Annotated in this window: 21 protein-coding genes, 13 tRNA genes, 3 rRNA genes and 5 pseudogenes; 41 read left to right on the top strand and 1 reads right to left on the bottom strand. The window is 41.0% G+C overall.

Annotated elements, in window-relative coordinates:
* Position 1: 1 nt before the first annotated feature.
* From rplP to SRT_RS11400, 39 genes and pseudogenes are all read left to right on the top strand, one after another.
* A complete protein-coding gene (rplP, locus tag SRT_RS09385; RefSeq protein ID WP_002266285.1) occupies positions 2 to 415 on the top strand; it encodes a 50S ribosomal protein L16 in 414 nt (137 codons plus the stop codon).
* A 9-nt stretch (positions 416 to 424) separates the two neighbouring features.
* Positions 425 to 634, top strand: a complete 210-nt coding sequence (gene rpmC / locus SRT_RS09380) for a 50S ribosomal protein L29 (protein WP_128833883.1) — start codon at positions 425 to 427, stop codon at positions 632 to 634.
* A 20-nt stretch (positions 635 to 654) separates the two neighbouring features.
* Positions 655 to 915 (top strand): 30S ribosomal protein S17, encoded by a 261-nt coding sequence (rpsQ, locus tag SRT_RS09375; protein ID WP_002266286.1) that lies wholly within the window; start codon positions 655 to 657, stop codon positions 913 to 915.
* 26 nt (positions 916 to 941) lie between these two features.
* Positions 942 to 1,310 carry a 50S ribosomal protein L14 gene (gene rplN / locus SRT_RS09370; protein WP_002262330.1) on the top strand — a complete coding sequence of 123 codons (369 nt, stop codon included), beginning with the start codon at positions 942 to 944 and terminating at the stop codon, positions 1,308 to 1,310.
* Positions 1,311 to 1,446: 136 nt separating this feature from the next.
* Positions 1,447 to 1,751: pseudogene (gene rplX / locus SRT_RS09365) on the top strand (50S ribosomal protein L24).
* Between the two features lie 23 nt (positions 1,752 to 1,774).
* Positions 1,775 to 2,317 carry a 50S ribosomal protein L5 gene (gene rplE, locus SRT_RS09360; protein ID WP_002262328.1) on the top strand — a complete coding sequence of 181 codons (543 nt, stop codon included), beginning with the start codon at positions 1,775 to 1,777 and terminating at the stop codon, positions 2,315 to 2,317.
* A gap of 15 nt (positions 2,318 to 2,332) precedes the next feature.
* Positions 2,333 to 2,518, top strand: coding sequence for a type Z 30S ribosomal protein S14 (locus SRT_RS09355; protein ID WP_002262327.1), 186 nt, complete (start codon positions 2,333 to 2,335; stop codon positions 2,516 to 2,518).
* 256 nt (positions 2,519 to 2,774) lie between these two features.
* Positions 2,775 to 3,172: pseudogene (rpsH, locus tag SRT_RS09350) on the top strand (30S ribosomal protein S8).
* Between the two features lie 296 nt (positions 3,173 to 3,468).
* Positions 3,469 to 4,005: a 50S ribosomal protein L6 gene (rplF, locus tag SRT_RS09345; protein ID WP_128833882.1), complete on the top strand. Its 537-nt coding sequence runs from the start codon at positions 3,469 to 3,471 to the stop codon at positions 4,003 to 4,005.
* A gap of 89 nt (positions 4,006 to 4,094) precedes the next feature.
* Positions 4,095 to 4,451 (top strand): 50S ribosomal protein L18, encoded by a 357-nt coding sequence (gene rplR / locus SRT_RS09340; protein ID WP_002262324.1) that lies wholly within the window; start codon positions 4,095 to 4,097, stop codon positions 4,449 to 4,451.
* Positions 4,452 to 4,469: 18 nt separating this feature from the next.
* Positions 4,470 to 4,964 carry a 30S ribosomal protein S5 gene (gene rpsE / locus SRT_RS09335; protein WP_002262323.1) on the top strand — a complete coding sequence of 165 codons (495 nt, stop codon included), beginning with the start codon at positions 4,470 to 4,472 and terminating at the stop codon, positions 4,962 to 4,964.
* 13 nt (positions 4,965 to 4,977) lie between these two features.
* Positions 4,978 to 5,160 (top strand): 50S ribosomal protein L30, encoded by a 183-nt coding sequence (gene rpmD, locus SRT_RS09330; RefSeq protein WP_002262322.1) that lies wholly within the window; start codon positions 4,978 to 4,980, stop codon positions 5,158 to 5,160.
* A gap of 292 nt (positions 5,161 to 5,452) precedes the next feature.
* A complete protein-coding gene (rplO, locus tag SRT_RS09325; protein WP_128833881.1) occupies positions 5,453 to 5,893 on the top strand; it encodes a 50S ribosomal protein L15 in 441 nt (146 codons plus the stop codon).
* Positions 5,893 to 7,196 (top strand): annotated as a pseudogene (secY, locus tag SRT_RS09320) (preprotein translocase subunit SecY). The gene rplO and the pseudogene secY overlap by 1 nt, the downstream one beginning before the upstream one ends.
* Positions 7,197 to 7,425: 229 nt before the next feature.
* Positions 7,426 to 8,064 carry an adenylate kinase gene (locus SRT_RS09315; protein WP_128833880.1) on the top strand — a complete coding sequence of 213 codons (639 nt, stop codon included), beginning with the start codon at positions 7,426 to 7,428 and terminating at the stop codon, positions 8,062 to 8,064.
* Between the two features lie 118 nt (positions 8,065 to 8,182).
* Positions 8,183 to 8,401 (top strand): translation initiation factor IF-1, encoded by a 219-nt coding sequence (gene infA / locus SRT_RS09310; protein WP_002262318.1) that lies wholly within the window; start codon positions 8,183 to 8,185, stop codon positions 8,399 to 8,401.
* Positions 8,402 to 8,426: 25 nt separating this feature from the next.
* Positions 8,427 to 8,543, top strand: a complete 117-nt coding sequence (rpmJ, locus tag SRT_RS09305) for a 50S ribosomal protein L36 (RefSeq protein WP_000868345.1) — start codon at positions 8,427 to 8,429, stop codon at positions 8,541 to 8,543.
* Between the two features lie 17 nt (positions 8,544 to 8,560).
* Positions 8,561 to 8,929: a 30S ribosomal protein S13 gene (gene rpsM, locus SRT_RS09300; protein WP_128833879.1), complete on the top strand. Its 369-nt coding sequence runs from the start codon at positions 8,561 to 8,563 to the stop codon at positions 8,927 to 8,929.
* A gap of 12 nt (positions 8,930 to 8,941) precedes the next feature.
* Positions 8,942 to 9,325 carry a 30S ribosomal protein S11 gene (rpsK, locus tag SRT_RS09295; RefSeq protein ID WP_002262316.1) on the top strand — a complete coding sequence of 128 codons (384 nt, stop codon included), beginning with the start codon at positions 8,942 to 8,944 and terminating at the stop codon, positions 9,323 to 9,325.
* 45 nt (positions 9,326 to 9,370) lie between these two features.
* A pseudogene (locus SRT_RS09290) lies at positions 9,371 to 10,308 on the top strand (DNA-directed RNA polymerase subunit alpha).
* 18 nt (positions 10,309 to 10,326) lie between these two features.
* Positions 10,327 to 10,713, top strand: a complete 387-nt coding sequence (gene rplQ, locus SRT_RS09285) for a 50S ribosomal protein L17 (protein ID WP_128833878.1) — start codon at positions 10,327 to 10,329, stop codon at positions 10,711 to 10,713.
* Between the two features lie 225 nt (positions 10,714 to 10,938).
* Positions 10,939 to 12,201 (top strand): glutamate-cysteine ligase family protein, encoded by a 1,263-nt coding sequence (locus SRT_RS09280; protein WP_128833877.1) that lies wholly within the window; start codon positions 10,939 to 10,941, stop codon positions 12,199 to 12,201.
* A 184-nt stretch (positions 12,202 to 12,385) separates the two neighbouring features.
* A 16S ribosomal RNA gene (locus SRT_RS09275) occupies positions 12,386 to 13,941 on the top strand.
* A 58-nt stretch (positions 13,942 to 13,999) separates the two neighbouring features.
* Positions 14,000 to 14,072 (top strand) — tRNA-Ala (locus SRT_RS09270).
* 183 nt (positions 14,073 to 14,255) lie between these two features.
* A 23S ribosomal RNA gene (locus tag SRT_RS09265) occupies positions 14,256 to 17,157 on the top strand.
* Between the two features lie 186 nt (positions 17,158 to 17,343).
* A 5S ribosomal RNA gene (rrf, locus tag SRT_RS09260) occupies positions 17,344 to 17,459 on the top strand.
* The 16S, 23S and 5S rRNA genes sit together here with 13 tRNA genes alongside, the layout of an rRNA operon.
* 4 nt (positions 17,460 to 17,463) lie before the next feature.
* Positions 17,464 to 17,536 (top strand) — tRNA-Val (locus SRT_RS09255).
* Between the two features lie 5 nt (positions 17,537 to 17,541).
* Positions 17,542 to 17,612: transfer RNA gene (locus tag SRT_RS09250), tRNA-Gly, on the top strand.
* 34 nt (positions 17,613 to 17,646) lie between these two features.
* Positions 17,647 to 17,720 (top strand) — tRNA-Ile (locus tag SRT_RS09245).
* Positions 17,721 to 17,731: 11 nt separating this feature from the next.
* Positions 17,732 to 17,803 (top strand) — tRNA-Glu (locus SRT_RS09240).
* An 11-nt stretch (positions 17,804 to 17,814) separates the two neighbouring features.
* Positions 17,815 to 17,904, top strand: a tRNA-Ser gene (locus SRT_RS09235).
* A 12-nt stretch (positions 17,905 to 17,916) separates the two neighbouring features.
* Positions 17,917 to 17,990 (top strand) — tRNA-Met (locus SRT_RS09230).
* 11 nt (positions 17,991 to 18,001) lie between these two features.
* Positions 18,002 to 18,074, top strand: a tRNA-Phe gene (locus SRT_RS09225).
* A gap of 13 nt (positions 18,075 to 18,087) precedes the next feature.
* Positions 18,088 to 18,168: transfer RNA gene (locus tag SRT_RS09220), tRNA-Tyr, on the top strand.
* Between the two features lie 6 nt (positions 18,169 to 18,174).
* Positions 18,175 to 18,245 (top strand) — tRNA-Trp (locus SRT_RS09215).
* 13 nt (positions 18,246 to 18,258) lie between these two features.
* Positions 18,259 to 18,331, top strand: a tRNA-His gene (locus SRT_RS09210).
* Positions 18,332 to 18,342: 11 nt separating this feature from the next.
* Positions 18,343 to 18,414: transfer RNA gene (locus tag SRT_RS09205), tRNA-Gln, on the top strand.
* Positions 18,415 to 18,428: 14 nt separating this feature from the next.
* Positions 18,429 to 18,512, top strand: a tRNA-Leu gene (locus SRT_RS09200).
* Positions 18,513 to 19,011: 499 nt separating this feature from the next.
* Positions 19,012 to 19,300, top strand: a pseudogene (locus tag SRT_RS11400) (transposase); the annotation flags it as partial.
* 278 nt (positions 19,301 to 19,578) lie between these two features.
* Here the strand turns inward: SRT_RS11400 and SRT_RS09190 are convergent.
* Positions 19,579 to 20,142, bottom strand: a complete 564-nt coding sequence (locus SRT_RS09190; protein WP_128833876.1) for a methyltransferase family protein — start codon at positions 20,140 to 20,142, stop codon at positions 19,579 to 19,581.
* 395 nt (positions 20,143 to 20,537) lie between these two features.
* On the opposite strand from SRT_RS09190, the gene SRT_RS09185 reads away from it, so the two are divergent.
* Together SRT_RS09185 and fakA are read left to right on the top strand one after the other, a co-directional pair.
* Positions 20,538 to 20,903: an Asp23/Gls24 family envelope stress response protein gene (locus SRT_RS09185; RefSeq protein WP_128833875.1), complete on the top strand. Its 366-nt coding sequence runs from the start codon at positions 20,538 to 20,540 to the stop codon at positions 20,901 to 20,903.
* Entirely contained in the window at positions 20,903 to 22,570 is a 1,668-nt protein-coding gene (gene fakA, locus SRT_RS09180) for a fatty acid kinase ATP-binding subunit FakA (protein ID WP_128833874.1), read from the top strand. Before SRT_RS09185 ends, fakA begins: the two co-directional genes overlap by 1 nt.
* Positions 22,571 to 22,663 lie beyond the last annotated feature (93 nt).

The raw sequence follows: 22,663 nt of genomic DNA, 5'->3' as shown, positions 1-22,663 counted from the left end.
AATGTTAGTACCTAAACGTGTTAAGCACCGTCGTGAATTCCGTGGAAAAATGCGTGGTGAAGCTAAAGGTGGTAAGAAAGTAGCTTTTGGAGAATATGGTCTGCAAGCTACAACTAGCCACTGGATTACTAATCGTCAAATTGAGGCTGCTCGTATCGCTATGACGCGTTACATGAAACGTGGTGGTAAAGTTTGGATTAAAATCTTTCCTCATAAGTCCTACACTGCTAAGGCTATCGGTGTACGTATGGGATCTGGGAAAGGTGCTCCAGAAGGCTGGGTTGCACCAGTTAAACGTGGAAAAATCATGTTTGAAATTGCTGATGTTCCAGAAGAAGTTGCCCGTGAAGCTCTTCGCCTTGCAAGCCACAAATTACCAGTTAAAACTAAATTCGTAAAACGTGAAGCAGAATAAGGAGAAAACATGAAACTTCAAGAAATTAAAGATTTTGTTAAAGAGCTTCGTGGTCTTTCTCAAGAAGAACTTGCTAAGAAAGAAAACGAACTTAAGAAAGAACTTTTCGATCTTCGTTTCCAAGCTGCAGCAGGTCAACTTGATCAAACTGCCCGTTTGAACGAAGTGAAAAAGCAAATTGCCCGTGTTAAAACCGTGCAAGCAGAAATGAAAGAATAGATTGGGAAAGGAGAAATCTAATGGAACGTAAACAACGTAGAACGCTAGTTGGTCGTGTTGTGTCTGATAAAATGGACAAAACAATCACAGTTGTAGTTGAAACCAAACGTAACCACCCAGTCTATGGTAAACGTATTAACTACTCTAAGAAATATAAGGCTCATGATGAAAACAATACTGCAAAAGCAGGCGATATTGTTCGTATCATGGAAACTCGTCCGCTTTCAGCAACAAAACGTTTTCGTCTTGTTGAAGTGGTTGAAGAAGCTGTCATTATTTAATTAAGCCTGAAAGGAGAAAAACTTAAATGATTCAATCAGAAAGTCGTTTAAAAGTCGCTGACAACAGTGGTGCCCGCGAAATCCTGACTATCAAAGTTCTTGGCGGTTCAGGTCGTAAGTTCGCGAACATCGGTGATGTCATCGTTGCTTCAGTAAAACAAGCTACTCCTGGTGGTGCGGTTAAAAAAGGTGATGTGGTGAAAGCCGTTATTGTTCGTACTAAATCAGGTGCTCGTCGTGCTGATGGTTCATACATCAAATTTGATGAGAATGCAGCTGTTATTATCCGTGATGATAAAACACCTCGCGGAACTCGTATCTTTGGTCCTGTTGCTCGTGAATTGCGTGAAGGTAACTTCATGAAGATCGTGTCATTGGCGCCAGAAGTACTTTAATTTAAAACTCACAAACAAATAGTACTCAAAAAAATCAAAGTTAGACAATAAGAAGCTCTAACGATAGATAATGAGTATAGTCCCCTGATTTTGTCAGGGTGCCTCAGGGCGTAAGAAAGAATAGGAGAAAATCTTAATGTTTGTAAAAAAAGGCGATAAAGTTCGCGTTATTGCTGGAAAGGACAAAGGTGTTGAAGCTGTAGTTCTTAAAGCTTTTCCAAAAATTAATAAAGTTGTTGTTGAAGGTGTAGCCATTGTTAAAAAACACCAAAAACCTAACAATGAGAACCCTCAAGGTGCTATCGTGGAAAAGGAAGCGCCTATCCATGTATCAAACGTACAAGTTCTTGATAAAAATGGAGTTGCGGGTCGTGTTGGCTATAAATTTGTTGATGGTAAAAAATTCGTTACAACAAAAAATCAGGCGAAGTACTTGATTAATCACGAAGGAAAGGAGAAGTATAATGGCAAATCGCTTAAAAGAAAAATATCTTAATGAAGTAGTTCCTGCATTGACAGAAAAATTTAATTACACATCTGTAATGGCCGTTCCTAAGGTTGATAAAATCGTCCTTAACATGGGTGTTGGTGATGCTGTGTCAAATGCAAAAAATCTTGAAAAAGCAGCTGCTGAATTGGCGCTTATTTCAGGTCAAAAACCACTTATTACTAAAGCTAAGAAATCAATCGCCGGCTTCCGTCTTCGTGAAGGTGTTGCTATCGGTGCGAAAGTTACTCTTCGCGGTCAACGCATGTATGAATTCTTAGATAAATTGGTGACAGTTTCACTTCCACGTGTCCGTGACTTCCACGGAGTTCCGACAAAATCGTTTGATGGACGCGGTAATTACACACTTGGTGTGAAAGAACAATTGATTTTCCCAGAAATTAACTTTGATAATGTTGATAAAGTTCGTGGTCTTGATATTGTTATCGTTACAACTGCTAATACTGATGAAGAATCGCGTGAATTGCTTACAGGCCTTGGAATGCCTTTCGCAAAATAATTAAGGAGGTTTAAATTGGCTAAAAAATCTATGGTTGCTAAGAGCAAACGCCCTGCAAAATTTTCTACGCAAGCTTACACTCGTTGTGAAAAATGTGGTCGACCACACTCTGTTTACCGCAAATTTAAACTTTGTCGTGTTTGCTTCCGTGAATTAGCATACAAAGGACAAATTCCGGGCGTAACAAAAGCTTCTTGGTAGTTTGAAAAGAGCTTTCAGCTTTTTTCAAACTTATCGGCGAACATTAGCGAGCCAAGACTGATACTTTTCGTTAGGGTGAAAAGATTGATAAGTGGTTAGCTTATCAATCAAAGAAAGTTTTGAGGTTATAGGTTCAAAACCTAGTCATGAAACGCTGTAGGCGGTTGCTGATATCTTTTATCATTCTAAAAAAGTATCAAAAGAAAAATAACTAGCAAGTGAATGATTCAAACTACTAGTAAAAGGAGAAAAATTAATGGTTATGACTGATCCGATTGCAGACTTCTTAACTCGTATTCGTAATGCTAATCAAGCAAATCACAGCGTAGTTGAAGCTCCTGCATCAAATATCAAAAAAGGAATTGCTGAAATCCTTAAGCATGAAGGTTTTGTAAAAAATGTTGAAGTTATTGAAGATGACAAACAGGGTATCATCCGTATCTTTCTTAAATATGGTCAAAATGGTGAAAAAGTTATCACTGGCTTAAAACGTATTTCAAAACCAGGTCTTCGTGTCTATACAAAACGCGAAGATGTTCCAAAAGTTCTCAATGGACTTGGAATTGCAATTATTTCAACTTCTGAAGGTCTTTTGACTGATAGAGAAGCCCGACAAAAAATATTGGCGGAGAAGTTATTGCTTACGTTTGGTAATATTAAGATACAAAGCTTGTAAAGGACAAAGCAAATTAGTAAGTTGGAGCAGTTTGTTTACAAAAAAGCCAACTTATCTATTTTGCACAGTATCTTGAAAACGTAATGGATAAACAACTATACTCATTTGAACATAGGCTAAAGCCTGTGTGAAAAAGACAAACTTTCCTAGGAACCTGTGTTTCTTTGTTAAGTTACCTATTTTCACCTTAGCTTTTGACGCCCTTTGTATCATGAGTACCCCGTGAAAACTAGTCGCTCAGGCGGCTTGATAATTTAACAGGAGAAAAATAAATATGTCACGTATTGGTAATAAAGTAATTACGTTGCCTGCTGGTGTAGAAGTCACTAATAAAGATAATGTTGTTACTGTAAAAGGCCCTAAAGGAGAGCTTACACGTGAGTTCCCGAAAGTTATTGAAATTAAAATTGAAGGAACAGAAGTAACACTTCATCGTCCAAATGATTCCAAAGAAATGAAAACAATCCATGGTACAGCTCGTGCTAACTTAAACAACATGGTTGTTGGCGTTTCTGAAGGGTTCAAAAAGGAACTTGAAATGCGCGGGGTTGGTTACCGTGCTCAACTTCAAGGGAAGAAGCTTGTTCTTTCAGTCGGTAAATCTCATCCAGATGAAGTTGAGGCTCCAGAAGGTATTACGTTTGAAGTACCAACTGCTACAGCCATCGTTGTTAATGGAATTAATAAAGAGGTTGTTGGTCAGACAGCAGCTTATATTCGTGGTCTTCGTGTTCCAGAACCTTATAAAGGTAAAGGAATTCGTTACGCTGGTGAGTATGTACGCCGTAAAGAAGGTAAAACAGGTAAATAAGATTGATCTAATAGTGTTTGTCTATTTTACAAACACTATTAGATCATCCTTGTCAATTTGACAATTATAAAATTTAAGAGGTGAAAATTGTGATTTCGAAACCAGATAAAAATAAAATCCGCCAAAAACGCCATCGTCGTGTTCGCGGAAAACTCTCTGGAACTGCTGATCGCCCACGTTTGAACATTTTCCGTTCTAATACAGGCATCTACGCTCAAGTGATTGATGACGTAGCGGGTGTAACGCTCGCAAGTGCTTCAACTCTTGACAAAGAAGTTTCAAAAGGGACTAAAACTGAACAAGCCGTTGTTGTTGGTAAACTCGTTGCTGAACGCGCAGTAGCTAAAGGTATTTCTGAAGTGGTGTTTGACCGCGGTGGATATCTCTATCACGGACGTGTTAAGGCCTTGGCTGATGCAGCTCGTGAAAACGGATTGAAATTCTAATAGGGAGGACACTTAATAATGGCATTTAAAGATAATGCAGTAGAACTTGAAGAACGCGTTGTTGCGATTAACCGTGTTACAAAAGTTGTTAAGGGTGGACGTCGTCTTCGCTTTGCTGCTCTTGTAGTTGTTGGTGATCGTAATGGCCGTGTTGGTTTTGGTACTGGTAAAGCTCAAGAAGTACCAGAAGCTATTCGTAAAGCGGTAGAAGCTGCTAAGAAAAACATGATTGAGGTACCAATGGTTGGCACAACGATTCCTCACGAAGTTCGTTCAGAATTTGGTGGTGCTCGTGTCTTGTTGAAGCCAGCAGTAGAAGGTGCTGGTGTTGCTGCTGGCGGTGCTGTTCGTGCTGTTGTTGAATTAGCCGGTGTAGCAGATATTACATCAAAATCACTAGGTTCAAATACTCCAATCAACATTGTTCGTGCAACTGTTGAAGGATTGAAACAGCTTAAACGTGCTGAAGAAGTTGCTTCACTTCGCGGTGTTTCAGTCTCTGATTTAGCATAAGAAAGGAGAAGTCATGGCACAGATTAAAATTACTTTGACTAAGTCTCCAATCGGTCGCATTCCTGCACAACGTAAAACAGTTGTTGCCCTTGGACTTGGTAAATTAAATAGCTCAGTTATCAAAGAAGATAACGCTGCCATTCGTGGTATGGTTAATGCAGTTTCACATTTGGTAACTGTAGAAGATGTCAAGTAAGCAGAAAGTTAATTGAGTCTTGCAAGTAAGATAGGTTGATAGGAGCTTGAGCGAATAAGCTCTTTGCAAATCCTGAAAGCTTGATTTTTGACACAGTTGCTTTCTTGAAAGGTAGGCAAGTCTGATTTAATCAGTAGATAATCAGTGACTTGTATCTTATAGGTTTAAGTCGCTTTGTGTCTGACACTTGGCGGCTTAAAAGCAATAAACATTCGTATAGGCGAGTTTTTATAGGGAACACCTTCTCCCCTATAAAGGCGCTAGCATTTTACAAATAAGGAGAAACTATAAAATGAAACTTCATGAACTTAAACCTGCTCAAGGTTCTCGTAAAGCTCGTAACCGTGTGGGTCGTGGCTCATCTTCTGGTAATGGTAAGACTGCAGGTCGTGGACAAAAAGGGCAAAAAGCTCGTAGTGGAGGTAATATCCGTCCGGGCTTTGAAGGTGGACAAACGCCACTCTTCCGTCGTCTTCCAAAACGTGGTTTTACTAATATCAATGCTAAAGAGTATGCATTGGTTAATCTTGATCAGTTAAATGTCTTTGAAGATGGTGCAGAAGTAACGCCAGTTGTTCTTGTTGAAGCTGGTATCGTAAAAGCTGAAAAATCAGGAGTTAAAATTCTTGGTAATGGCGAATTAACTAAAAAATTAACTGTTAAGGCAGCTAAGTTCTCAAAATCTGCTGAAGCAGCCATCATTGCTAAAGGTGGTTCAATCGAGGTGATCTAATGTTTTTTAGACTTTTAAAAGACGCCCTAAAGGTGAAAAGTGTTAGAAAAAAGATTTTCTTTACTATTTTTATCATCTTTGTATTTCGTGTTGGTACACACATTACCGTACCAGGCATCAATGCTAAAAGTCTTGAACAACTAAGTGATCTACCATTTTTAAATATGCTTAACCTTGTTAGTGGTAATGCTATGAGTAACTTTTCCGTTTTTTCCATGGGGGTTAGTCCTTATATTACCGCTTCCATTGTTGTTCAACTTTTACAAATGGATATATTACCTAAGTTTGTTGAATGGGGAAAACAAGGGGAAGTCGGGCGTCGTAAGCTGAATCAAGCAACACGCTATATTTCACTGGTCCTTGCCTTTTTTCAATCTATTGGTATTACAGCAGGATTTAGTGCTCTATCAAGTGTTTCTCTTGTGAAGACACCAAATGTCCAGACATTTCTTTTAATTGGTGCTATTTTAACCGCAGGAAGTGTGATTGTGACTTGGCTAGGAGATCAGATTTCGGATAAAGGTTTTGGTAATGGTGTTTCAATGATTATCTTTGCAGGAATTATTTCATCTATACCAGGGACCATCAAATCCGTTTATGAAGATTATTTTGTCAATATCCGTTCAAGCGAAATGAAAAATTCCTTTATTTTGTGGGACTTTTGATTTTAGCTAGTCTCATCATTATTTTCTTTACAACTTTTGTCCAACAAGCAGAATATAAGATTCCAATCCAATATACTAAGTTGGCGCAAGGTGCTCCGACGAATTCTTATCTTCCTTTGAAGATAAATCCAGCTGGAGTTATTCCTGTTATTTTTGCAAGTTCTATTACAACTATTCCAAGTACTATTTTGCCATTTTTCCAACATGGTCGTGATATTCCTTGGATGACAACCTTGCAAGAATGGCTTTCTTATACCAATCCAACAGGAATGGCAGTCTATGCTGTTCTCATTGTACTTTTCTCATTCTTTTATACTTTTGTGCAAGTCAACCCTGAAAAGACAGCAGAGAATTTACAAAAAAATGCTTCGTATATTCCTAGTGTTCGACCCGGTCGTGAAACAGAGGAATACCTTTCATCACTTCTGAAAAAATTGGCAACGATTGGTTCCATTTTCTTGGCTTTTGTTGCTTTGAGTCCAATTGTAGCTCAACAACAATTTGATTTGTCATCAAGTGTTGCTTTAGGAGGTACCAGTCTTTTGATTGTTATTTCTACAGGCATTGAAGGAATGAAGCAATTGGAAGGTTATCTGTTGAAGAGAAAATATGTTGGTTTTATGAATGTTACAGAATAGAATATAAAGCGATAGAATTTCTTAAACTTTGTAGCAAGGCGTTATCAAGCGCAGAAGTCATTGTTTTGATAAGAAGGAATTTCTATAAAAGTAATGGCTATGCGGGGGTAGGACAGTAAATTCAATGATTTGATTTCTTTGGATTTTGGTCTTACTCCCTTCTATTTTGTTTTTTGATAAGTTTGCCAATCTGGTAGATTTATTTAAAAATAAAATTAAGGAGAATATCATGAATCTTTTAATCATGGGGTTGCCAGGTGCTGGCAAAGGAACTCAGGCGGCTAAGATTGTTGAAAAGTTTGGTCTTGCTCATATTTCAACAGGAGATATGTTTCGTGCAGCTATAGCTAACCAAACAGAAATGGGAACCTTGGCAAAGAGTTTTATTGATAAGGGAGAGCTTGTTCCTAATGAAGTAACCAATGGTATTGTTAAAGAGCGTCTTTCAGAATCAGATATTACTGAAAAAGGTTTCTTGCTGGATGGTTATCCACGTACTATTGAACAAGCTCATGCTTTGGATGAGATTTTATCAAAACTTAATCTTAAGCTAGATGGCGTTATCAATATTGATGTTGATCCAGCTTGTTTGGTGGAGCGTTTAAGTGGTCGTATTATCAACCGTAAAACAGGTGAAACTTATCATAAAGTCTTTAACCCACCAGCAGATTATAATGAAGATGATTATTATCAACGTGAAGATGATAAACCAGAAACAGTAAAACGTCGCTTAGATGTCAACATTGCTCAAGGACAGCCAATCATTGAACACTATCGTAATAAAGGCCTTGTTTATGATATTGAAGGAAATCAAGATATCAATTTAGTTTTTGAGACAATTGCTAAAGTTTTAGCAAATTTGTCATAAATTCCTGTCATCGTGCTTGATTTTTATTGCAAAGAGTGATAGAATAAGCTAGTCTGGCTTATAATTGTTACCTCTGTGCTCAGAGGACATCAAATCGAAATTTAGGGGGTACTTTTGCGTGGCAAAAGAAGATGTGATTGAAATTGAAGGTAAAGTTGTCGAAACAATGCCAAATGCAATGTTTACAGTTGAATTGGAAAATGGGCACCAAATTTTGGCAACCGTATCTGGAAAAATTCGGAAAAACTATATTCGTATTTTAGTAGGAGATAAGGTTACTGTCGAAATGAGTCCGTATGATTTAACACGTGGACGTATCACATACCGCTTTAAATAATCGAAATAAATGGAGGGATTAAAACATGAAGGTAAGACCATCTGTTAAACCAATTTGCGAATATTGCAAAGTTATTCGTCGTAACGGTCGTGTTATGGTAATTTGTCCTACAAATCCAAAACACAAACAACGTCAAGGATAAAAGTAGAAAGGAGAAAAATGGCTCGTATTGCTGGAGTTGATATTCCAAATGACAAACGTGTAGTCGTATCACTTACTTATGTATATGGTATCGGTTTGCCAACTTCTAAAAAAATTCTTGCAGCAGCAGGTGTTTCTGAGGATATCCGTGTCAAAGATTTAACATCTGATCAAGAAGATGCTATTCGTCGTGAAGTTGATGCAATCAAGGTTGAAGGTGACCTTCGCCGTGAAGTTAACTTGAATATTAAACGGTTGATGGAAATTGGTTCATATCGCGGAATCCGTCATCGTCGTGGACTTCCTGTCCGTGGACAAAATACCAAAAACAATGCTCGCACTCGCAAGGGTAAGGCTGTAGCGATTGCAGGTAAGAAAAATAAATAGGAGGTAAAAAAATTGGCTAAACCAACACGTAAACGTCGTGTCAAGAAAAATATTGAATCTGGTATTGCCCATATTCACGCAACATTTAATAACACTATTGTTATGATTACAGATGTGCATGGTAACGCTCTTGCATGGTCATCAGCTGGCGCTCTTGGATTCAAAGGTTCACGTAAATCTACTCCATTTGCTGCTCAAATGGCTGCAGAAGCCGCTGCTAAATCTGCACAAGAACACGGTCTTAAAACAGTTGAAGTTACTGTAAAAGGTCCAGGTTCAGGTCGTGAGTCTGCTATTCGTGCGCTTGCCGCTGCTGGTCTTGAAGTAACGTCAATTCGTGATGTGACTCCTGTACCGCATAATGGTGCTCGTCCTCCAAAACGTCGTCGTGTATAATCATAAGTTAATAGTACACAGGATTGTTTTAGAGGGGTAAAATAGATGATTGAGTTTGAAAAACCAATAATAACAAAAATTGATGAAAATAAAGATTACGGCAGATTTGTCATCGAACCACTTGAACGTGGCTATGGTACAACTCTAGGGAATTCCCTTCGTCGTGTGCTGTTGTCTTCACTTCCGGGTGCAGCTGTTACATCAATTAAGATTGATGGAGTACTACACGAATTTGATACTATCCCAGGTGTACGCGAGGATGTTATGCAAATCATCCTTAATATAAAAGGACTTGCTGTAAAATCTTATGTTGAAGAAGAAAAGATTGTTGAATTGGATGTTGAAGGACCTGCAGAAATTACTGCTGGAGATATTTTAACAGACAGTGATATTGAAATAGTTAATTCTGATCATTATCTCTTTACTATTGCTGAAGGTGCTAATTTAAAAGCAACCATGACTGTTGCAACTAATCGTGGTTATGTTCCAGCAGAAAAAAATAAAAGAGATGATGCACCAGTTGGGACGCTCGCGATAGATTCTATCTATACGCCAGTTAAAAAGTTAATTATCAAGTTGAGCCAGCTCGTGTGGGCAGCAATGATAACTTTGATAAATTAACAATTGAAATTATGACCAATGGCACAATTATTCCTGAGGATGCTCTTGGATTATCTGCTCGTGTTTTGATTGAGCATTTAAATCTTTTTACTGATTTAACCGAGGTAGCCAAGGCGACTGATGTTATGAAAGAAACAGAACAAGTTTCTGATGAGAAAGTACTTGATCGTACGATTGAGGAACTTGATTTATCAGTGCGTTCTTATAACTGTCTTAAACGTGCTGGTATTAATACAGTCTATGATTTGACTGAAAAGACTGAATCTGAAATGATGAAAGTTAGAAATCTTGGACGTAAGAGTCTTGAAGAAGTTAAAGTAAAGCTTGCAGATCTTGGTTTAGGCTTGAAAAATGATAAATAATGATATAGGGAGGAAATAATGGCTTACCGTAAACTAGGACGTACTAGCTCGCAGCGTAAAGCAATGTTTCGTGATCTAACGACTGATCTTATTATCAACGAATCTATTGTGACAACAGAAGCTCGTGCAAAGGAAATCCGTAAAACAGTTGAAAAAATGATTACTCTTGGTAAACGTGGCGATCTTCATGCTCGTCGTCAAGCAGCAGCATTTGTTCGTAACGAAATTGCATCTGAAAGTTATGATGAAGCTAAAGATGAATATACATCAACAACTGCTCTTCAAAAGCTTTTTTCAGAAATTGCACCGCGTTATGCAGAACGTAATGGTGGTTATACACGTATTCTTAAAACTGAACCGCGTCGTGGTGATGCTGCTCCAATGGCAATTATTGAATTAGTATAAGATCATCAATTTTGTTGAGTGTTATGATGTTGGAATTATAATAATTCTTAGTCTAGCTCTGGTCTACCACTAGGAGTCTCTCCTAGTGGAACACTCATCATGTTGAAAAAGACAGCGTTTATTTAGGAAATACTTTTAGCAGTAGAAGCATTTCCTAAATAAACGCTTTTTGATTTTTTTACAAAATTTGCTATAATTGTTTCAAATATTTTAGGAGAAAAGGGTATGACTAAAGCAATAGACTTATTAAAAAGGCGTTATCTTGATAGTATTCAAGATAAACCAGAGTCTTATATAGGAGTTGAATTAGAGTTTCCAATAGTTAATTTGAACCGTCAGGCAACTGATATAACAGTCACAAAATCTGTAATGTCTCATCTTAAGGAATCCTTGTTTTTTGAAGTGGAAAGATGTGATCAGGATGGTTGCCCTGTGCAATTGATTGATAGAAAATCAGAGGATAGAATTCTTTTTGAAGTTTCTTATAATACAATAGAATTTGCTTTTGGGAAGGCAAAAAAGATTCAGGATATTGAAGAACGCTTTAATCAATATATGAAAGCCATACAAGCCTTTCTCAAGCCTTACAACCATGCTATACAGGGATTTGGAGTGCATCCTTATTGGTATTTAAATGATAATAGAGCTGTTAAATTACCTCGTTATCAAATGCTTCTAAATTTCTTGGCTTTGTCGGAAAATAAAAAAGATTCTTTTTTTCATGGTTTTCCTCAATATGGTTCTTTTATTTGTAGCAATCAGGTACAATTAGATGTCAGCAAGAGCAATTATTTAAGAGTTATCAACGCTTTTAATAAGATTGAAGCTGTGAAAGCTTACCTTTTTGCTAACTCAGAATTTTGGGGACAAAATTGGTCAACTAAAATTTCACGAGATATTTTTTGGGAAAATTCTATGCATGGGGTTTTTGAAGAGAATGTTGGTGTTAATAAGGTATCTTTTGAAACAGAAGAAGATTTTTTTAATTATCTTGCCAATTCAGCTCTTTTTACAGCCGAAAGAGAAACAGAAATCCTCTATTTTGAACCTATTCGTGTAAAAGATTATTTGGGGCAGGAAGAAATCTCAGCTTGGGATTTAAGTGGTCAACAGCATTATATTCTTCCAGATGAGGCAGATTTTGCTAATCATAGAAGCTACCAATATCAAGATTTAACAAAACGAGGGACTGTTGAGTTTAGAAGCGTCTGTACGCAACCATTAGAGAAAACATTTGCTCCTATTGCCTTTCATGTTGGACTTTTGGAGAACTTAGATGAATTAGAGAAGCTTCTTGAAAAAAGTGATTTTCTGCAATTCTATAATCATGATTATAAATTCATCAGGCGGCAATTCTCGCAAAAAGTTATCACTCAAGAAGCCAAGAGGCTCATCAGTGTATTTTCGAAGGCAGTTCTGGACTGTTGCGAAAGCGGTTTAAAACGGCGAGGTTTTGGGGAAGAGAGGTATATAAAGGAATTAAAATAGAAAAAAGGAAAAAGCTATTGACAAAGGGGCGAAGAGCTGATAGAATAAAGAAGTTGTCTCAGAAAGAGGCAGAGCCCTTTGAAAACTGAACAAGAAGACGAACCAAACAAGTGCAGGGTTACGAAAGTAACCTGTCAATAAGAAAAAAACTGTCAGAGTGCAGAGATGAGTGAAGAGACGAACTAATAATGAGAGTTTGATCCTGGCTCAGGACGAACGCTGGCGGCGTGCCTAATACATGCAAGTGGGACGCACTGATTTCACGGGAGCTTGCTCCACGAGGTCAGTGAGTCGCGAACGGGTGAGTAACGCGTAGGTAACCTGCCTACTAGCGGGGGATAACTATTGGAAACGATAGCTAATACCGCATGCTAGCTTTTAGCGCATGCTAGGAGCTTAAAAGATGCAACTGCATCACTAGTAGATGGACCTGCGTTGTATTAGCTAGTTGGTAAGGTAAGAGCTTACCAAGGCGACGATACATAGCCGACCTGAGAGGGTGAACGGCCACACTGGGACTGAGACACGGCCCAGACTCCTACGGGAGGCAGCAGTAGGGAATCTTCGGCAATGGACGAAAGTCTGACCGAGCAACGCCGCGTGAGTGAAGAAGGTTTTCGGATCGTAAAGCTCTGTTGTAAGCGAAGAACGGGTGTAAGAGTGGAAAGCTTAGACTGTGACGGTAGCTTACCAGAAAGGGACGGCTAACTACGTGCCAGCAGCCGCGGTAATACGTAGGTCCCGAGCGTTGTCCGGATTTATTGGGCGTAAAGGGAGCGCAGGCGGTTAGGAAAGTCTGGAGTAAAAGGCTATGGCTCAACCATAGTGTGCTCTGGAAACTGTCTGACTTGAGTGCAGAAGGGGAGAGTGGAATTCCATGTGTAGCGGTGAAATGCGTAGATATATGGAGGAACACCAGTGGCGAAAGCGGCTCTCTGGTCTGTCACTGACGCTGAGGCTCGAAAGCGTGGGTAGCGAACAGGATTAGATACCCTGGTAGTCCACGCCGTAAACGCTGAGTGCTAGGTGTTAGGCCCTTTCCGGGGCTTAGTGCCGGAGCTAACGCAATAAGCACTCCGCCTGGGGAGTACGACCGCAAGGTTGAAACTCAAAGGAATTGACGGGGGCCCGCACAAGCGGTGGAGCATGTGGTTTAATTCGAAGCAACGCGAAGAACCTTACCAGGTCTTGACATCCCGATGTTATTCTTAGAGATAAGAAGTTACTTCGGTACATCGGAGACAGGTGGTGCATGGTTGTCGTCAGCTCGTGTCGTGAGATGTTGGGTTAAGTCCCGCAACGAGCGCAACCCTTATTGTTAGTTGCCATCATTAAGTTGGGCACTCTAGCGAGACTGCCGGTAATAAACCGGAGGAAGGTGGGGATGACGTCAAATCATCATGCCCCTTATGACCTGGGCTACACACGTGCTACAATGGTCGGTACAACGAGTTGCGAGCCGGTGACGGCAAGCTAATCTCTGAAAGCCGATCTCAGTTCGGATTGGAGGCTGCAACTCGCCTCCATGAAGTCGGAATCGCTAGTAATCGCGGATCAGCACGCCGCGGTGAATACGTTCCCGGGCCTTGTACACACCGCCCGTCACACCACGAGAGTTTGTAACACCCGAAGTCGGTGAGGTAACCGTTAAGGGGCCAGCCGCCTAAGGTGGGATGGATGATTGGGGTGAAGTCGTAACAAGGTAGCCGTATCGGAAGGTGCGGCTGGATCACCTCCTTTCTAAGGAAAAAGGAAAGCACGATAGGGGAGCTTCTTGTTTAGTTTTGAGAGGGTAAGTGGGGCCTTAGCTCAGCTGGGAGAGCGCCTGCTTTGCACGCAGGAGGTCAGCGGTTCGATCCCGCTAGGCTCCATTAAAACAGGATACTAAAGAAGTAAGTCTAGAGTTCAACTTAATATCTTGTTTAAGACAAGGAAGTCTATAAAATACGATGGTTCATTGACAATTGAATAGCTAGAAAGAGCCCTATAGCGCAGCTATAGGGACAACACGAAAGAAACCGAGACGCTGCAAAGCCAAAGAAACGAGAAAATAAGGTTAAGTTAATAAGGGCGCACGGTGGATGCCTAGGCACTAGGAGCCGAAGAAGGACGTGACGAACGACGACATGCTTTGGGGAGCTGTAAGTAAGCCTTGATCCAGAGATATCCGAATGGGGGAACCCGGCAGGTTAAGCCTGTCACTCATTACTGTTAAGGTAATGCAGAGGAAGACGCAGTGAACTGAAACATCTCAGTAGCTGCAGGAAGAGAAAGCAAGAGCGATTGCCCCAGTAGCGGCGAGCGAAGAGGCAAGAGGGCAAACCAGAGTGTTTACACTCTGGGGTTGTAGGACTGCACAAAAGCAGCCAAGGGAATAGAAGAAGACTCTGGGAAGAGTCGCCAGAGAGAGTAAGAGCCTCGTATTTGAAATTCACTTGATGCCAAGCAGGATCCTGAGTACGGCGGGACACGAGGAATCCCGTCGGAATCTGGGAGGTCCATCTCCCAACCCTAAATACTCCCTAGTGACCGATAGTGAACCAGTACCGTGAGGGAAAGGTGAAAAGTACCCCGGAAGGGGAGTGAAAGAGAACCTGAAACCGTGTGCTTACAAGAAGTTCGAGCCCGTTAATGGGTGAGAGCGTGCCTTTTGTAGAATGAACCGGCGAGTTATGTTTACGTGCGAGGTTAAGTTGAAGAGACGGAGCCGTAGGGAAACCGAGTCTGAAAAGGGCGGCAGAGTACGTAGATGTAGACCCGAAACCAAGTGACCTACCCATGAGCAGGTTGAAGGTGCGGTAAAACGCACTGGAGGACCGAACCAGGACACGTTGAAAAGTGTTTGGATGACTTGTGGGTAGCGGAGAAATTCCAAACGAACTTGGAGATAGCTGGTTCTCTCCGAAATAGCTTTAGGGCTAGCGTCGGTCGTGAGACTCTTGGAGGTAGAGCACTGTTTGATTGAGGGGTCCATCCCGGATTACCAATCTCAGATAAACTCCGAATGCCAACGAGTTAAGACCGGCAGTCAGACTGCGAGTGCTAAGATCCGTAGTCGAAAGGGAAACAGCCCAGACCACCAGCTAAGGTCCCCAAATAATTGTTAAGTGGAAAAGGATGTGGGGTTGCACAGACAACTAGGATGTTAGCTTAGAAGCAGCTATTCATTCAAAGAGTGCGTAATAGCTCACTAGTCGAGTGACCCTGCGCCGAAAATGTACCGGGGCTGAAACAATTTACCGAAGCTGTGGATCCCTTAGGGGATGGTAGGAGAGCGTTCTATGTGCGCAGAAGGTGTACCGCAAGGAGCGCTGGAGTGCATAGAAGTGAGAATGCCGGTATGAGTAGCGCAAGACAGGTGAGAATCCTGTCCACCGTAAGACTAAGGATTCCAGGGGAAGGCTCGTCCGCCCTGGGTTAGTCGGGACCTAAGGAGAGACCGAAAGGTGTATCCGATGGGCAACAGGTTGATATTCCTGTACTAGAGTATTGAGTGAAGGAGGGACGCAGGAGGCTAACTAAACCAGACGATTGGAAATGTCTGGTCAAGCAGTGAGGTGTGATATGAGTCAAATGCTTATATCTATAACATTGAGCTGTGATGGGGAGCGAAGTTTAGTAGCGAAGTTAGTGATGTCACACTGCCAAGAAAAGCTTCTAGCGTTAATGAATACTCTACCCGTACCGCAAACCGACACAGGTAGTCGAGGCGAGTAGCCTCAGGTGAGCGAGCGAACTCTCGTTAAGGAACTCGGCAAAATGGCCCCGTAACTTCGGGAGAAGGGGCGCTGGCTATAAGGTCAGCCGCAGTGAAAAGGCCCAAGCAACTGTTTATCAAAAACACAGCTCTCTGCGAAATCGCAAGATGAAGTATAGGGGGTGACGCCTGCCCGGTGCTGGAAGGTTAAGAGGAGCGCTTAGACATTTGTCGAAGGTGTGAATTGAAGCCCCAGTAAACGGCGGCCGTAACTATAACGGTCCTAAGGTAGCGAAATTCCTTGTCGGGTAAGTTCCGACCCGCACGAAAGGCGTAATGATTTGGGCACTGTCTCAACGAGAGACTCGGTGAAATTTTAGTACCTGTGAAGATGCAGGTTACCCGCGACAGGACGGAAAGACCCCATGGAGCTTTACTGCAGTTTGATATTGCGTATCTGTTACACATGTACAGGATAGGTAGGAGCCAAGGAAGAGTGAACGCTAGTTTACTTGGAGGCGCTGTTGGGATACTACCCTTGTGTGATGGCTACTCTAACCCGGTAGGTTGATCATCTACGGAGACAGTGTCTGACGGGCAGTTTGACTGGGGCGGTCGCCTCCTAAAGCGTAACGGAGGCGCCCAAAGGTTCCCTCAGACTGGTTGGAAATCAGTCGCAGAGTGTAAAGGTATAAGGGAGCTTGACTGCGAGACGGACAGGTCGAGCAGGGACGAAAGTCGGGCTTAGTGATCCGGTGGTACCGCATGGAAGGGCCATCGCTCAACGGATAAAAGCTACCCTGGGGATAACAGGCTTATCTCCCCCAAGAGTTCACATCGACGGGGAGGTTTGGCACCTCGATGTCGGCTCGTCGCATCCTGGGGCTGTAGTCGGTCCCAAGGGTTGGGCTGTTCGCCCATTAAAGCGGCACGCGAGCTGGGTTCAGAACGTCGTGAGACAGTTCGGTCCCTATCCGTCGCGGGCGAAGGAAATTTGAGAGGATCTGCTCCTAGTACGAGAGGACCAGAGTGGACTTACCGCTGGTGTACCAGTTGTTCTGCCAAGAGCATGGCTGGGTAGCTAAGTAGGGAGGGGATAAACGCTGAAAGCATCTAAGTGTGAAGCCCCCCTCAAGATGAGATTTCCCATAACATCAAGTTAGTAAGAGCCCTGAGAGAAGAACAGGTAGATAGGTTGGGAGTGGAAGCGTTGTGAGACGTGAAGCGGACCAATACTAATCGCTCGAGGACTTATCCAAAAATAAGTTACTAAAGGCGTAAAATCCGCCTGAAAAATAGGAAATGGGTGCAGTGTTCGATGAACACCAGACCATTTCTCTTTTTTCCAAGGATTTAGCCCGAGTACAATTCCTTAAGTAAAGGAAGCAGGCGCAGCGTTGGTTTTAGTGGCTAGCTATTCAATCGTGAGTGAGCGATCACGCTTGTTAAGTGATGATAGCCTAGGGGAGACACCTGTATCCATGCCGAACACAGCAGTTAAGCCCTAGCACGCCTGAAGTAGTTGGGGGTTGCCCCCTGTGAGATAGGGTCGTCGCTTAGCAAGAGGGAGTTTAGCTCAGTTGGGAGAGCATCTGCCTTACAAGCAGAGGGTCAGCGGTTCGAGCCCGTTAACTCCCATCTAAGCGGGTGTAGTTTAGTGGTAAAACTACAGCCTTCCAAGCTGTTGTCGCGAGTTCGATTCTCGTCACCCGCTTTTCTTTTATAAAAGATAAACCAAGCATAGGCTTGGGCGCGTAGCTCAGCTGGTTAGAGCGCACGCCTGATAAGCGTGAGGTCGGTGGTTCGAGTCCACTCGTGCCCATATAATATATTGGTCCGTTGGTCAAGGGGTTAAGACACCGCCTTTTCACGGCGGTAACACGGGTTCGAATCCCGTACGGACTATTATATTTATTGGAGGATTACCCAAGTCCGGCTGAAGGGAACGGTCTTGAAAACCGTCAGGCGTGTAAAAGCGTGCGTGGGTTCGAATCCCACATCCTCCTTTATAGACATATCGCGGGATGGAGCAGTTAGGTAGCTCGTCGGGCTCATAACCCGAAGGTCGTAGGTTCAAATCCTGCTCCCGCAATATAAGAGGAAGGCTCGGTAGCTCAGTTGGTAGAGCAATGGATTGAAGCTCCATGTGTCGGCGGTTCGATTCCGTCTCGCGCCATCATATATACATTGGAAGGGTAGCGAAGAGGCTAAACGCGGCGGACTGTAAATCCGCTCCTTCGGGTTCGGGGGTTCGAATCCCTCCCCTTCCATACCTTACGGGCATAGTTTAAAGGTAGAACTAAGGTCTCCAAAACCTTCAGTGTGGGTTCAATTCCTACTGCCCGTGTTAATATATTTTGGCGGGTGTGGTGAAGTGGTTAACACACCAGATTGTGGCTCTGGCATGCGTGGGTTCGATCCCCATCACTCGCCTATTATATTATTGGGGTATAGCCAAGCGGTAAGGCAAGGGACTTTGACTCCCTCATGCGTTGGTTCGAATCCAGCTACCCCAGTTGTTATTATATTAGCCGGCGTGGCGGAATTGGCAGACGCGCTGGACTCAAAATCCAGTGTCCGCGAGGACGTGCCGGTTCGACCCCGGCCGCCGGTATCGTACGAGCTCAGTAGAATGCTTATTCTATTGAGCTTTTTTAGGGTTCTATCTTAATTTTTTCCCAAATGATTGTTTGCAAGTCTGCTTCTTTATAGTCAAAAACGGACTAGATAGAGAGCGGCGGACAGTATTGGAATACGACGAGGAGAAGTTAACGACATAAGGTTTTGAATTTCAAAGAGTATTAAATATCTTATCAGTTCTTCTGTAAGAGTTGGATCAATGTTTTAATTGAATTTTTATGAAAGATGGAGTAATATGAGTGGGGATCGTTATAACGATAAGGAATAAGAGCTAGTTCAGTTAACGCTTCTTTTTCTAAATGTAACAAGCTCCATAATCTCTAAAGAGTCATTGCTCACTACAGAGATTATAGAGCTTGTTTTATGTGACTTTCAGTTCTTCAGTTCATCTCGCTCCGTTAGGAGCGAGATGAATAAATTACCCGCTATGCGGGTGCTCAGCGAAAGTCCAAAAGTGATACAATAAAAGTGTTGGTATTGAGATTATCAAGGGACATTTGAGGTCTGACCATGTTCGTATGCTAGTCAGTATTCCACCTAGAATTGGCGTATCAAGTTTCATGGGTTATTTAAAAGAAGAGTGTTCTTATGATGTTTAATAAACACGCCAATCTCAAATACACATTTGGTAATCTCCTTTTTAAGAGGTATGTGACGAGTCAAGAGCAGCATAGGTGCTGGCTGGTGATATGGGCTTATAGTCCTTGTCCAAAACACCCGTTAGATGGGTGGTCAGGATTAACTATTGTGTCCAATACTTAGATAAAAGCTCCCTGTGCTTTTATTTTTAAAACTTGTTAAGAGCATTATCTTATAGCAATGATATTTATGATAATATGATGTTGGTTATTATCTGGAATGACTACTTTTGTAAAGATAAGTACAAATTTAATAACTCATAAAGCTCTTTTTGGTGACTTCTCTTATCATTTTTAACCTACAATTTAGTGTTAAACTCACCCTTTGATTCAGTTGAATCAAATTCTTTTGCTGTGTTTGTAGCTGAAATTTTGGACAATTCTATATATATTATAATAATATTACCAAATAAATGGGAAAAGGCGATATTTAACCTTTTGACAATAGTCTTGATATACCTTACCGAAATGTTGCTCGAGAACCTCTTCTTCTGTTCGGATGCGAATAGCATAACCACTACTTAAAATGATAAAAACTATTAGAATATTAAAAATATTTAAGGTTATAAAGGCTAAACCAAGAATCGAAATAATAGTACCAGTATAAGCAGGGTTGCGGACAATACTATAAGGTCCGCTGCTGATTAATTTCTGATTGTTGGTAGCTTGAACAGTTAGTGTAAATGCCTTACCAAGATAATTGATAGCATATGCCCTAAAAATAATACCAAGGCTCATTAACAAAACGCCTAGATAAATTCCCCATTCTGGCAGAAGTATATTAATGTTAAAAGGGTTATTTAACATAGCTATGGAAAGCACAACACTGGCAATAATAACATATCTTGTTCCTTTATCTTGAGAATTGTTAGAGACATTCTTTTTGGTCCTGCTTTTAATAAACCATTCTGTTAATCCCCAAAGAACTAATAAACAGTAGATGATGATACTTTGATGATGGATCATTCTAAACCTCCTACTTTTATCATTTTACAAGAATTTAAGGTAAAAATCCAACTCTGTTTTGAAAGTAGGTGTAAATAAAATTTAAATTGTACGTCTACATCAGTTTCATTATGTTTTAATGTCATTAACCATTTCTGATTGGAATTTTTGTCTTTTAGTCTTTAACTTTTAACAGTCCACCTAGATCGGTTAAAATATTTCTTGTTAAGTAAGTTGTAGACACCTTATTTCAATGTGAAGAAAACTGATTTGACAATAGTGGGTCAAATGACTTGTTACACAAGATAAACAAGCTATCTCTTGATATTTAGGAAAGATAATCTATATACCTATATTTTTACAAGGTTTCTATATTATGGTAAAATAAACTGATAAAAACTTTTTGAGGTAGCAAAATGACGGTAAAAATTAATACAAAAGATGGTCAAATTGAATTGTCTGATGATGTGATCGCGACAGTCGTTGGCGGTTCAGCTAATGAAATCTTTGGAGTTGTTGGCATGGCAAGTAAAAGTGCCCTCAAGGATAATTTTCAAGCACTTCTGCGTAAGGAAAACTATTCTAAAGGTGTTGTCATAAAGTCGACAGATGCCGGTATTTCAGTTGATGTTTATACTGTGATGAGTTATGGTGTCAAAATTAGCGAAGTGTCAAAGAATATTCAAGAACGTGTTAAGTTTAACCTTGAAAATCAGTTAGGCATTACGGCTGATATGGTTAATGTTTATGTACAAAATATTAAAGTTGTGGGAGAAGATTAGTGGCTAATATTACAACAAGTTTATTCCAAGGAATGGTTCAGGCAGCTGCAACCCGTCTTGGTAAACAAGCAGAGTATGTCAATTCACTGAATGTCTTTCCTGTCCCAGATGGTGATACAGGTACTAATATGGGCATGACCATGGATAACGGTGCTAAGGAAGTTTCAGATAAGCCAGCTTCTACGGTGGGTGAAGTTGGACAAATTCTTTCCAAAGGTCTTTTAATGGGGGCACGGGGAAATTCAGGTGTTATCACTTCTCAGCTTTTCCGCGGTTTTGGTCAAAGCATAAAAAATAAGGAAGAATTAACGGGTAAAGATTTAGCGCAGGCTCTACAAGTCGGTGTTGAAGTAGCTTATAAAGCAGTCATGAAGCCGGTTGAAGGGACCATCTTAACTGTATCGCGTGGTGCTGCGACGGCAGCTATTAAAAAATCTGAAAATACAGATGATGCGATTGAAGTGATGCAGGCGGCATTGGATGGAGCTAAAGCAGCACTGGCTAAGACACCGGATTTGCTTCCGGTTTTAAGGGAAGTTGGTGTTGTTGATTCAGGAGGTCAAGGTCTCGTATTCATTTATGAAGGCTTCCTATCAGCCTTGACAGGTGATTATATTATCTCAGAAGATTTTCAAGCGACACCTGCTAATATGACAGAAATGATTAATGCCGAACATCATAAATCTGTTGCCAGCCATGTTGCAACAGAAGATATTACTTTTGGTTACTGTACAGAAATTATGGTAGCGCTAAAACAGGGTCCTACCTATGTTAAAGATTTTAATTACGAAGATTTTCGAAATTATTTAAATAATTTAGGAGATTCTCTTTTAGTTGTCAATGATGATGAAATTGTTAAGGTTCATGTTCATACCGAAGATCCCGGACTTGTCATGCAAGAAGGACTTAAGTATGGTGCCTTGGTCAAAGTTAAAGTGGATAACATGCGAAATCAACACGATGCTCAGGTGCAAAAGGAAAATACCACTGCTGATTTACCGCGAGAAACGAAGAAATTTGGTATTATTGCAGTTGTCGCCGGTGAAGGTTTGGCAAAAATCTTTAAGGCACAAGGTGTTGATTATATCATCTCAGGTGGTCAGACAATGAACCCTTCTACAGAAGATGTTGTTAAAGCGATTGAATCTGTTAAGGCTGAAAATATCATTATTTTACCGAATAATAAAAATATTTTTATGGCTGCGCAGAGTGCAGCAGATGTTGTTGATGTTCCTGCAGCAGTTGTTGAGACCCGAACCATTCCACAAGGATTAACAAGTCTCTTGGCCTTTAATGCCGCAAATTCTCTTGAAGATAATCTTGTGGCTATGACAGAAAGTTTGACTGATGTTGTCAGTGGTAGTGTTACTAGGGCTGTTCGTGATACGACGATTGATGGTCTTGATATTCATAAAGATGATATTTTAGGTATGGTCAATGGAAAAATCCTCGTATCAAATCCAGATATGGATCAGGCCTTACATCAACTGCTTGAAAAAATGATTGCTGAAGACAGTGAAATTGTCACCATTTATGTTGGCGAAGAAGGTAGTCAAGAACAAGCTCAAAAATTAGCTGAAGATTTTGAAAATCAGCATGAAGAAATGGAAGTCGAAATTCATCAAGGAGATCAACCCGTCTATCCTTATTTGATGAGTGTAGAATAAGAAATCAAGTCGTTTGCTGGCGGCTTTTTTTCTTTTGGAAAAAGTAATGAAAATTAGGGGGATAATTGCCAAATTGACTTGCAAAATTTTTCA

Origin of the sequence: Streptococcus troglodytae, from assembly GCF_002355215.1 — a bacterium.
In the GTDB taxonomy this organism is placed as follows: Bacteria; Bacillota; Bacilli; order Lactobacillales; family Streptococcaceae; genus Streptococcus; species Streptococcus troglodytae.
The sequence above is the reverse complement of the archived record's forward strand: the minus strand, read 5'-3'. Positions and strand labels throughout refer to the sequence as shown.

Bases quoted from the DNA above. Each gene is read 5' to 3' on its own strand.
- rplP (WP_002266285.1), top strand. From the start codon at position 2: ATGTTAGTACCTAAACGTGTTAAGCACCGTCGTGAATTCCGTGGAAAA.
- rpmC (WP_128833883.1), top strand. From the start codon at position 425: ATGAAACTTCAAGAAATTAAAGATTTTGTTAAAGAGCTTCGTGGTCTT.
- rpsQ (WP_002266286.1), top strand. From the start codon at position 655: ATGGAACGTAAACAACGTAGAACGCTAGTTGGTCGTGTTGTGTCTGAT.
- rplN (WP_002262330.1), top strand. From the start codon at position 942: ATGATTCAATCAGAAAGTCGTTTAAAAGTCGCTGACAACAGTGGTGCC.
- rplE (WP_002262328.1), top strand. From the start codon at position 1,775: ATGGCAAATCGCTTAAAAGAAAAATATCTTAATGAAGTAGTTCCTGCA.
- rplF (WP_128833882.1), top strand. From the start codon at position 3,469: ATGTCACGTATTGGTAATAAAGTAATTACGTTGCCTGCTGGTGTAGAA.
- rpsE (WP_002262323.1), top strand. From the start codon at position 4,470: ATGGCATTTAAAGATAATGCAGTAGAACTTGAAGAACGCGTTGTTGCG.
- rpmD (WP_002262322.1), top strand. From the start codon at position 4,978: ATGGCACAGATTAAAATTACTTTGACTAAGTCTCCAATCGGTCGCATT.
- rplO (WP_128833881.1), top strand. From the start codon at position 5,453: ATGAAACTTCATGAACTTAAACCTGCTCAAGGTTCTCGTAAAGCTCGT.
- SRT_RS09315 (WP_128833880.1), top strand. From the start codon at position 7,426: ATGAATCTTTTAATCATGGGGTTGCCAGGTGCTGGCAAAGGAACTCAG.
- rpmJ (WP_000868345.1), top strand. From the start codon at position 8,427: ATGAAGGTAAGACCATCTGTTAAACCAATTTGCGAATATTGCAAAGTT.
- rpsM (WP_128833879.1), top strand. From the start codon at position 8,561: ATGGCTCGTATTGCTGGAGTTGATATTCCAAATGACAAACGTGTAGTC.
- rplQ (WP_128833878.1), top strand. From the start codon at position 10,327: ATGGCTTACCGTAAACTAGGACGTACTAGCTCGCAGCGTAAAGCAATG.
- SRT_RS09280 (WP_128833877.1), top strand. From the start codon at position 10,939: ATGACTAAAGCAATAGACTTATTAAAAAGGCGTTATCTTGATAGTATT.
- SRT_RS09190 (WP_128833876.1), bottom strand. From the start codon at position 20,142: ATGATCCATCATCAAAGTATCATCATCTACTGTTTATTAGTTCTTTGG.
- SRT_RS09185 (WP_128833875.1), top strand. From the start codon at position 20,538: ATGACGGTAAAAATTAATACAAAAGATGGTCAAATTGAATTGTCTGAT.